Here is a 10,540-nt window from a genome sequence, read left to right as displayed (position 1 = left end):
GCCCTGACGTTAAAGATCAAGTTAGACCGCGGCGACACCTTCACCAGGAAGGAAGCTTTAGTGGTGGAGTGGTGAGGGCGGCCCGTCGGGCGGGTGTGCCGCCTTTGACTCTTGTTGGCACGGCGCCCGCTGCCGAATTGCCGTGAGCGGCGGCCTCGGACGCCCGGGGGCGTCGGCCCAAACGGGGCGGGGTGGGGGTGAGGACTTTGCACTGGTACGGACCAGGGCCTTGACAGTCGATTGGTTCACTTCTTAAATCACGTAGTGAATTAAGCCCCTGCGCACAGCAGCCCCACAGCTTGATCCCGCACCCCCCACCCACACGCGTTGCACTTCCTGTACGACACCCCACCCCGGTCGGCGCGGCTTCGGCATGCCTCAACGCGCCCTGTCTCTGTCATGTCATATACATGACAGAAATTCCCCCCACGTGCCGGAAGGGGGAGTCCTGGACTCCCCGGTCGGCCAACGGTGCCCGGCTGCAGATCTGGACCTGCGTCGGCGCCCCCAACCAGATGTGGACGGTGAACAGTTGATGAGTCGAAACCTGCTGCGCGGGCATGCTCCCGCCGTAAGGAGCGCCCTGGGAGTCGTGGCCGTCGCGGCTCTTCTCGCCGGGCTGACCGGCTCGCCCGCCCTGGGCGCGGCCAACGGACGGCCCACCGGCGCCGCCGGCGAGAAGCAGGCCGCGCCCGCAGCCGGGAGCGGAGCCGGTCTCGCGGCGCCCGGAGACATGGCGGTCGCCCCGTACCTCTACAACGGCTGGGGCAGCCCGCCCAGTCCGACCACGGTCATGAACGCCACAGGCGTCAAGTGGTTCACGCTCGCCTTCGTCCTCAGCAACGGCTACTGCGACCCGCAGTGGGACGGCGGCAGGCCGCTGACCGGCGGTGTCGACCAGCAGACGGTGGACACCGTCCGGGCTGCGGGCGGCGACGTCATCCCGTCCTTCGGCGGCTGGAGCGGCAACAAGCTGGAGAGCTCCTGCTCCAGCGCCGGCGAGCTGGCAGCCGCGTACCAGAAGGTGATCGATGCCTACGGACTCAAGGCGATCGACATCGACATCGAGGCCGACGCATACGCCAGTGAGACGGTGCAGCAGCGCACGGTCGACGCGTTGAAGACGGTGAAGGCCGCCAACCCGGACATCAAGGTGTACGTCACCTTCGGTACCGGCCAGAGCGGACCCGACGACAGCCTCGTCAGCAAGGCGTCGGCGTCCGGGCTGACCGTGGACAGCTGGACGATCATGCCGTTCGACTTCGGCGGGGCGGGCCAGAACATGGGTGACCTCACCGTCGGTGCGGCCGAGGGGCTGAAGGACGTGGTCAAGAGTGCCTACGGGTACTCGGACGACGACGCGTACCGGCACACCGGGATCTCCTCGATGAACGGCATCACCGACGACAACGAGACGGTGACGGTCGCGGACTTCCGCACGATCCTGGCCTACGCCCAGCAGCGCCATCTGGCCCGGCTGACCTTCTGGTCGGTCAACCGGGACCGCCCGTGCACCGGAGGCGGCGCCGACACCTGCTCGGGCGTCTCCCAGGAACCATGGGACTTCACGAAGGTGTTCGCCCAGTACACCGGCTGATCCTGCCCGCCGCGCCGGGCGGACTGCTCCGGTCCGCCCGGCCCCCACCCGGTTCGGAAAGGACGACTTCGGATGAACACACCCAGGGCAACCGCCGCGGGACGAGGAGGTACCGGCCGGCTGTGGCGATGGCTCCTGCTGCTGCCGGCACTGCTGTCGGTGCTCACCACGGCCCCCGCGCACGCCGCGCCGCAGGCACCCGACTTCAAGGTCATCGCCTTCTACAACGGCACCTGGGACGCGGCCCACATCAGCTTCGTCGAGGAAGCCAACCGGTGGTTCCCCGCCACCGCCGCGGCCAACAACTTCTCCTACACCTCCACCAACGACTGGGAGCGGCTGAGCACCATCACCCCCGACCAGTACCAGGTGGTCCTGTTCCTCGACGACGCCCCGCAGTCCGCCTCCCAGCGTGCAGGATTCGAACGGTACATGCGCTCCGGCGGCGGCTGGATGGGCTTCCACGTCTCCGCTTTCACCACGGAGGCCCAGGAATGGCCCTGGTACTACGACCAGTTCCTCGGCAGCGGCAACTTCAGCTCGAACACCTGGGGGCCCACGACCGCGGTGCTGCGCACCGAGGACCGTACGCACCCCTCCACCACGGGACTGCCCGACACGTTCACCTCGTCGGTCAGTGAGTGGTACTCCTGGCAGAACAACCTTCGCGACCATCCGGACATCAAGGTGCTGGCCTCCGTCGATCCGGTGAGCTTCCCGCTGGGCACGGACCCGAACCAGTCCTGGTACAGCGGCGACTATCCCGTCCTGTGGACCAACACCGGCTACCGGATGCTGTACGCGAACTTCGGCCACAACGCCATGGACTACGACTCGGGCACCACTCTGTCCTCGACCTTCGACAGTGAGACGCAGAACAGGTTCGTCGTGGACGGACTGAAATGGCTGGGCGGCGGGGGAGACCCCGTCGCCGGAACGCCAGCGCAGAGCCACCGCCTCCTCACTCACGGCTGACACCGGCGGGTGCGGACGGGCGTCTTCACGCCTTCTGCACCCGCCGTTATCCGATCGTCAGTAAAAACCGTCCGCTATGTGGGCGCCCCTCTTGCCTTGCGGACTGTATGCGAAATACGGTCTGCGATATTCCTTGATCACCCCCTGGCGGGAGGTAGGCCCTCGTGCGCCGAAAAGCGGTTGCCCTGGTGGCGGTTGTACTGGTGTCCCTCACCTCGGGCTGCGCGTCGTTGCAGTCCTCGGCGACCGAGGTCGGCGGTGTACGCAAGACCGACGACCGGCCCGTACGCGACGGCGGGACACTCACCGTCGCTCTCAACTCCGACCCGGACAAACTCGACCCGACACTCGCCCAGACCCTCGTCGGCCGCACGGTCTTCGCGGGCATGTGCGAGAAGCTCTACGACATCGACGAGGACGGTGTCGTCGTGCCGCAGCTCGCTGCCGCACTGCCCACCACCTCTGCCGACGGCCGCACCGTCACCCTGAAGGTGCGGCACGGGCTGAAGTTCAGCGACGGCACCCGGCTCGACGCCGCGGCCGTCGCCACCTCACTGCTGCGCCACCGCGATCTGCCGGGATCCGCCCGCGGCACCGAGCTCGCCCCGGTCACCTCCATCGAGGCCACCGGCCCGTACACGGTCCGGATGAAGCTCAAGCAGGCCTACGTACCGCTCACCGGCGTCCTCGCCGACCGGGCCGGGATGGTGATGTCACCGGCCGCGCTCAAGAAGTACGGCAAGAACTTCACCAACCATCCCTCCTGCGTAGGGCCGTTCCGGTTCGTCGAGCGGGTCGGCGGCGACCGGATCGTCCTGAAGAAGGACCCCAACTACTACGACGCGGACAAGGTCCACCTCGACGGGGTCGTCTACAAGCCCATCCCCGACGGCAACGTCCGGCTCGCCAACCTGCGCTCCGGCGACCTCCAGGTCGGCGACCAGATGGCTCCCGTCGACGTACAGAGCGCTCTCACCGAGCCGGGGCTCCAGCTCTTCAACTCGCCCTCGCTCGGCTACCAGGGCATCGGGCTCAACGTCGGCAACGTCAACGGCCTCGGCAAGAAGCCCGGCAGGCTCGACACCCCGATCGCCCGGGACGTCCGGGTCCGTGAGGCGTTCGAGCTCGCGATCGACCGCGACACCCTCAACACGGTCGTCTTCCAGGGCATGTACGAACCGGCCTGCGGACCGATCTCGCCGCAGTCCGCCATAGCCCCCGGCGTCAAGGCCCAGGACTGCCCCGAGCGCGATGTCGCCAAGGCGAAGAAGCTGCTGAAGGAGGCCGGGGTGAAGACCCCGCTGAAGATCGAGCTGAAGACCTCCACCACCCCCGAACAGGGGCGCGTCGGACAGGTGCTGCAGGCCATGGTCAAGGAGGCCGGGTTCGACCTCTCGCTGCGGCCCACCGAGTACGCCACCATGCTCTCGGAGACCGACGACGGCGATTACGACGTCTTCACCAGCGGATGGTCCGGCCGGCTCGACCCGGACGGCAACGTCTCCAACTTCCTCAGGACCGCCGGCGCCATGAACGCCTACGGCCTCGGTGACCCCGCGATCGACAAGCTCATCGCACAGGGCAGCACCGTCGCCGACCCGGCCCGGCGCACCGAGATCTACGACGAACTCACCCGGCGCGTCCAGGACGCCCACGCCCTCATCTACCTCTACCGGCAGAAGAACTACGTCGTCGCCACCAAGGACGTCGCGGGTATCCGCGTCTACGGCGACGGACTGGTCCGGGTCACGACTGCGGGGTACACCCGATGACGAAATACCTGCTGACGCGGTTGCGCCAGTCCCTCATCACACTCTTCCTCGTCTCCATCGTGGTCTTCGCCGGCATCCGGGCCCTGCCCGGCGACCCGGCCCTCGCCCTGGCGGGCGAGGAGCGCAGCCCCGAGGCGCTCGCCGCGATCCGGGAGGCGTACGGCCTTAACGACAACATCGTGGTGCAGTACGGACGGTTCATCGGGCACGCCCTCACCGGCGACCTCGGCACCTCGTCCAGGACCGGGCTCCCGGTCGCCGACGCGATCGGGCAGGCCCTGCCCGTCACGCTGGAACTGGCCGCGCTCTCCCTGCTGCTGGCCGTGGTCCTCGGCATCGGCGCCGGTGTCGTCGCCGCCGTGCGTCGCGGGAAGCCCGAGGAGTGGATCGCCAACATCATCGCGCTGATCGGCCTCTCCATCCCCACCTTCTGGCTCGGCATCGTGCTGGTACTCGGATTCGCCATCGCCGTACCGGTGTTCGCGGCGTCCGGCTACGTACCCTTCGGCACCGACCCGGTCGACAACCTGCGCCGCATGGTGCTCCCCGCGATCGTGCTCGGCTCCGGACTCGCCGCCGTCGTGATGCGCCAGACCAGGGCCGCGATGCTCGACTCGCTCTCCGCCGACTATGTGCGCACCGCCCGCGCCAAGGGCCTGTCCAAGCGGTCCGTCGTCGGCGGGCATGCCCTGCGCAACTCCCTCGTCACGGTGGTGACCGTGCTGGGGCTCCAGCTCGGCCATCTCATCTCGGGCGCCGTCGTCACCGAGCAGATCTTCGTCCTGCCCGGTTTCGGCAAGCTCACCATCGACGCCGTCTTCACCCGTGACTACGCCACGCTCCAGGCCGTGGTGCTCTGCACCTCCGCCGCGTACATCCTCATCAACCTGCTGGTCGACGTGGTCTATTCGGTCATCGACCCGCGCATCCGGCTCGGAGGTGCCCGGTGACCACAGCGACCCCAGCGCTCCCCACCTCGCGGGCCGCGAAGCGGCGGCCGGGCGGCGGCAGACTGCGCGCCCTGCGCAGGAACCGGCTCGCCCTGATCGGCGGCGTCATCGCCGCCGTCTTCATCCTGATCGCTCTCTTCGCCCCGCTGATCGCCCCGTACGACCCCTCCACGCCGGACTTCGGGAACGTACTGGCCGAACCAGGCGCGGCCCACTGGCTGGGCACCGACGACCTCGGCCGCGACCAGCTCTCCCGGATCGTGTACGGGGCGCGCGCCTCCATGCAGGTCGGCCTCGTCGCCGTCGTGCTGGCCTTCGTGATCGGCGTGCCGCTGGGACTGGCCGGCGGCTACTACGGGAAGTACGCCGACGGGGCGATCTCCCGGCTCACCGACACCATGCTGGCGTTCCCGTTCCTGGTGCTCGCCGTGGGCCTGGCGGCGATCCTCGGCCCCTCGCTGACCAACGCCACCATCGCCATCGGCATCTCGCAGATCCCGGCCGTCATCCGTATCACCCGGGCCGAGACCCTGCGCCTCAAACACGTCGACTACGTGGGTGCGGCCATCGCCAACGGGGGCGGCGACGGGACCGTGCTCTTCCGGCACATCCTGCCCAACGCCACCTCCGCGCTGATCGTCCAGGCGACCGTCGGCATCCCCGCCGCCATCATCGGCGAGGCGCTGCTCAGCTTCCTCGGCCTCGGCGTGCAGCCGCCCGACCCGTCCCTCGGCGTGATGCTCTCCGGCGCCCAGTCCTTCCTGGCGCCGGCGCCCTGGCTCGCCGTCTTCCCCGGTCTGGCGATCGTCGCGGCGACCCTGGCCTTCAACCTGCTCGGCGACGGACTGCGGGACGTCCTCGACCCCCGTGGAGGGACCCGATGACCGAGACCGTTCTCGAAACCGTACGGGAGCCGGTGCGCGAACCGGTGTTGAGCGTCCGCGACCTGTCGGTGTCCTTCCGCTCCGACACCCGGACCGTGCACGCCGTCGACGGTGTCTCCTGGGATCTGCATCCCGGCGAAGTACTCGCCGTGGTCGGGGAGTCGGGGTGCGGGAAGTCCGTCACCTCGATGGCCGTCATGGGCCTGCTCCCGCCCACCGCGCACATCGGCGGCTCCATCAGGCTCAGCGGCCGGGAGCTGGTCGGCGCCCCCGAGAAGGAGCTCCAGCGGATCCGCGGCAAGGACATCGCGATGATCTTCCAGGAGCCGATGACCTCGCTCAATCCGGTCCTGACCATCGGCCGGCAGATCGGCGAGGTGCTCCGCAGGCACCAGGGGCTGAGCCGGAAGGAGGCGAGGGAGCGGTCCGTGGACCTCCTCGCCCTGGTCGGCATCCCCGCCCCGCGCAGCCGCATCGCCGAGTACCCCCACCAGCTCTCCGGCGGAATGCGCCAGCGCGTGATGATCGCCATCGCCGTCGCCTGCGACCCCTCCGTCCTCATCGCCGACGAGCCGACCACCGCGCTCGACGTGACCGTGCAGGCGGGCATCCTCGAAGTCCTCCAGGCGTTGCGCGAACGGCTCGGCACGGCCATCGTCCTGGTCACCCACGACCTCGGCGTCGTAGCCGACGCGGCCGACCGGGTGCTGGTCATGTACGCCGGACGCTCTGTCGAACAGGCCCCCGTCCACGACCTGTTCGCCACCGCCCGGCACCCGTACACCCGCGGGCTGCTCGGCGCCGTCCTGCGCCCCGGTGGCGAGGGCAAGCGCCGGCTGCCCGAGATCCCCGGCCTGGTGCCGAGCCTGGACAGCCAGCCCGACGCCTGCACCTTCGCCCCCCGGTGCAGCCGCGCCGACGACAGCTGTACGGACAGCCGCCCCGCCTTCACGTCCGTCGACCGCACGACCGGGGCGAACGCCGCCCACCGGGCCGCGTGCCGGCACCCGTACGCCGCCGACGAGACGTCCGACGTCCTCACGGCGATCCCCGCCGTCCAGCCCGCCCGACCCGACCAGGAGGCCGGAAAGTGACCGCAGCGCAGACCGTCCCCGCCCCGCGCGACAGCGGCGAGGACGCGGCGGACCAGCAGCAGCCCGTGCTGCGGATCGACTCCATGGAACGGCACTTCGGCGCCTCCGGCGGCGGCACCGTGCGAGCCGTCGACGGCGTCTCGATCACCATCGGCCACGGCGAGGTCGTCGGCCTCGTCGGCGAGTCCGGCAGCGGCAAGTCGACCGTCGGCCGTTGCGCCGTACGGCTCGACGAACCCACCGGCGGCTCCGTCCACATCAACGGCACCGACATCACCCACCTGTCCCGCCGCGCCCTGCGACCGCTGCGCAAGGACTTCCACCTGGTCTTCCAGGACCCGTCGTCCTCGCTCGACCCCCGCATGACCATCGGCCAGATCATCGCGGAACCCATCAGGCTGCACCGCAGGGCCCGCGGCGCCGCCGTTCGCGAGCGCGTCGAGCAGCTCCTCGCCCAGGTCGGACTGCGCCCCGAGCACGCCGACCGGCACCCGCACGAACTCTCCGGCGGCCAGCGCCAGCGCATCTCCATCGCCCGTGCGCTCTCCTGCGACCCCGACCTCGTCGTCGCCGACGAGCCGACATCGGCGCTCGACGTCTCGGTGCAGGCCTCCGTGCTCAACCTGCTCGCCGACCTCCAGCGCGACCGGGGCTTCGGCTGCCTGTTCATCACCCACGACCTGGCCGCCGTCGAATTCCTCGCCGACCGCATCGCCGTGATGTACCTCGGCCAGATCGTCGAACAGGCCCCCACCGCAGAGCTGTTCGCCGCCCCCAAACACCCCTACACCCAGGCGCTGCTCTCCGCCGCGCCCGTCCCCGACCCGGAGCAGCAGCGTTCCCGCGAACGCATCGTGCTCCACGGCGAACTGCCCAGCCCGCTCGACCCCCCGCCCGGCTGCCGCTTCCACACCCGGTGCCCGCTCGCCACCGACCGCTGCCGCACCGAGGTGCCGGTCCTGCGGGAACTGCCCGGCGGCCGGCAGGTGTCCTGCCATCTCGTCGCCGACGACGGGACCGCCCCGGACGCGGCCGGCTGACGCAGCACCTCCCGTCCCGGAGTCCGGGCCCCGGTACGGCGGCCCGGCTCCCGTACGTACGATCCGAAAACGCACCACGGACCACAGATACTCAGCACGTCGCAGCAAGGAGCCGCATCCGTGTTCACCACCAGGCCCACCCTCCAGGGCACCTTCGGGATGGTGTCCTCCACCCACTGGCTCGCCTCGCAGTCCGCGATGGCGGTCCTGGAGGACGGCGGCAACGCCTATGACGCCGCCGTTGCCGCCGGATTCGTCCTGCATGTCGTCGAACCGCACCTCAACGGCCCGGCCGGCGAGGTGCCGATGATCCTCGCGCCCAAGGACGGCGAGGTCCAGGTGCTGTGCGGCCAGGGCCCGGCGCCCGCCGGCGCCACCGTCGCCCACTACCGCTCGCTCGGCCTCGACCTGGTCCCCGGCACCGGACCGCTCGCCGCCGCCGTACCGGGCGCCTTCGACGCCTGGATGCTGCTGCTGCGCGACCACGGCACCATGACCGTCGCCCAGGTCCTGCGGTACGCGATCGGCTATGCCGAGGACGGTCACGCGCCCGTCGACCGGGTCGGCCAGACCGTCGAGACCGTCCGTGAGCTTTTCGAGAACGAGTGGCCCTCATCAGCCGAGGTGTACCTGCCGGACGGCGAGTCCCCGAAGCCGGGCGAGCTGTTCCGCAACCCGGCACTCGCCGCGACCTGGCGCCGGCTGATCGCCGAGGCCGAGCAGACCGGCGGCGACGACCGCAGCGCACAGATCGAGGCCGCCCGCGCGATCTGGCGCACGGGCTTCATCGCCGAGGCCCTGGTCCGCCAGGCCGCCGTCCCCACCATGGACACCAGCGGCGCGCGCCACACCGGCACCCTCACCGCCGCCGACCTGGCCGGCTGGTCCGCTTCGTACGAGGCCCCGGCCACGTACGACTGGAACGGCTGGACGCTCGCCAAGGCCGGCGGCTGGAGCCAGGGCCCCGCCTTCCTCCAGCAGCTCGCCCTGCTCCCCGCCGAACTGCCGCGGTACGGCTCCGAGGAGTACGTCCACCTGCTCATCGAGGGCTGCAAGCTCGCCATGGCCGACCGGGAGGCCTGGTACGGCGACGCCGACGAGGTCCCGCTCACCGCGCTGCTCTCCGAGCCGTACAACGCCGCCCGCCGCGCGCTGGTCACCGACGACGCCTCGCACGAGCTGCGCCCGGGCAGCCCCGACGGCCGCACCCCCGTCCTCAGCGAGCACGCCCACGCCGTCGCCTCCGGCGAGTCCGGCTTCGACGCGATGGGCATACCTGCGGCCGGCGTCGGCGAGCCGACGGTCGCCAAGGAAGGCGCGGGAGAGCCGACGGCCACCGTGGACCGCGCGGGTGAGCCGTCCGTCGCCGCCGACGGCGCCACCCGTGGCGACACCTGCCACGTCGACGTCGTCGACCGCTGGGGCAACATGGTCTCCGCCACCCCCAGCGGCGGCTGGCTCCAGTCCAACCCGGTCGTGCCCGAGCTGGGCTTCCCGCTCGGCACCCGCCTCCAGATGGCCTGGCTGGACGAGGGACTGCCGAACTCCCTCACCCCCGGCCGGCGCCCCCGCACCACCCTCACCCCGTCCCTCGCCCTGCGCGACGGCGTACCGGTGATGGCGTTCGGCACACCGGGCGGGGACCAGCAGGACCAGTGGCAGCTGCACTTCTTCCTCTCCGTCGCCCTGCGCGCCGAGGTCCGCGGCGGCCTCGACCTCCAGGGCGCCATCGACGCCCCGAACTGGCACAACGACAGCTTCCCGGGCTCCTTCTTCCCGCGCGGGATGCGCCCCGGCAGCGTCACCGTCGAGGAGGGCATGGACCCGGAGATCGTCGCCGGGCTGCGCCGCCGCGGCCACGACGTCACGGTCGGCGACCCGTGGTCCGAGGGCCGGATGTGCGCCGTCGCCCGCGACCCGAGGACCGGGGTGCTGTCCGCGGCCGCGAACCCGAGGGGAATGCAGGGGTACGCGGTCGGCCGCTGACGGCCACCGCCTCCGGCCACGACGGGGCTGCCGGCCGGCCATCCACCCGCCATGACCAGGTCGTCGGCCGCCCGGCGCCGCGTGCTTAGCTGGGGGCATGATCGATGACTTCCTTGCCGGGGACCTGACCGAGGTCGAGGCGGCGGTCCGCGCAGCGCCCGCCGCCGAGATCATGCCGCGCTACCGGCAGCTCGCCGCACACGCGAGACGACGGCGGCCATGGCGACGACGGTGGTGACGAC

7 protein-coding genes and 2 pseudogenes are annotated in these 10,540 nt (G+C 70.7%); all 9 read left to right on the top strand.

Features of this window, described 5'->3' with window-relative positions; all coding sequences use genetic code 11:
- Positions 1 to 535 precede the first annotated feature (535 nt).
- Positions 536 to 1,597 (top strand): chitinase, encoded by a 1,062-nt coding sequence (locus ACFVW8_RS36360; protein WP_389697810.1) that lies wholly within the window; start codon positions 536 to 538, stop codon positions 1,595 to 1,597.
- A 72-nt stretch (positions 1,598 to 1,669) separates the two neighbouring features.
- Positions 1,670 to 2,536, top strand: a pseudogene (locus ACFVW8_RS36355) (ThuA domain-containing protein); the annotation flags it as partial.
- Between the two features lie 224 nt (positions 2,537 to 2,760).
- A complete protein-coding gene (locus ACFVW8_RS36350; protein ID WP_389697808.1) occupies positions 2,761 to 4,344 on the top strand; it encodes an ABC transporter substrate-binding protein in 1,584 nt (527 codons plus the stop codon).
- Positions 4,341 to 5,294 carry an ABC transporter permease gene (locus tag ACFVW8_RS36345; RefSeq protein ID WP_389697806.1) on the top strand — a complete coding sequence of 318 codons (954 nt, stop codon included), beginning with the start codon at positions 4,341 to 4,343 and terminating at the stop codon, positions 5,292 to 5,294. Before ACFVW8_RS36350 ends, ACFVW8_RS36345 begins: the two co-directional genes overlap by 4 nt.
- Positions 5,291 to 6,178, top strand: coding sequence for an ABC transporter permease (locus ACFVW8_RS36340; RefSeq protein ID WP_389697804.1), 888 nt, complete (start codon positions 5,291 to 5,293; stop codon positions 6,176 to 6,178). The genes ACFVW8_RS36345 and ACFVW8_RS36340 overlap by 4 nt, the downstream gene beginning before the upstream one ends.
- Positions 6,175 to 7,272, top strand: coding sequence for an ABC transporter ATP-binding protein (locus tag ACFVW8_RS36335; protein WP_389697802.1), 1,098 nt, complete (start codon positions 6,175 to 6,177; stop codon positions 7,270 to 7,272). The genes ACFVW8_RS36340 and ACFVW8_RS36335 overlap by 4 nt, the downstream gene beginning before the upstream one ends.
- A gap of 83 nt (positions 7,273 to 7,355) precedes the next feature.
- Complete coding sequence (locus ACFVW8_RS36330; RefSeq protein ID WP_389697812.1) at positions 7,356 to 8,312, top strand: ABC transporter ATP-binding protein; 957 nt, start codon at positions 7,356 to 7,358, stop codon at positions 8,310 to 8,312.
- A gap of 120 nt (positions 8,313 to 8,432) precedes the next feature.
- Entirely contained in the window at positions 8,433 to 10,298 is a 1,866-nt protein-coding gene (locus ACFVW8_RS36325; RefSeq protein ID WP_389697800.1) for a gamma-glutamyltransferase family protein, read from the top strand.
- 97 nt (positions 10,299 to 10,395) lie between these two features.
- Positions 10,396 to 10,500 (top strand): annotated as a pseudogene (locus ACFVW8_RS36320) (inositol monophosphatase); the annotation flags it as partial.
- Positions 10,501 to 10,540 lie beyond the last annotated feature (40 nt).

It is taken from the genome of Streptomyces sp. NPDC058221, from assembly GCF_042882365.1.
Classification (GTDB): Bacteria; Actinomycetota; Actinomycetes; order Streptomycetales; family Streptomycetaceae; genus Streptomyces.
This window is presented reverse-complemented; position numbering and strand designations above follow the sequence as displayed.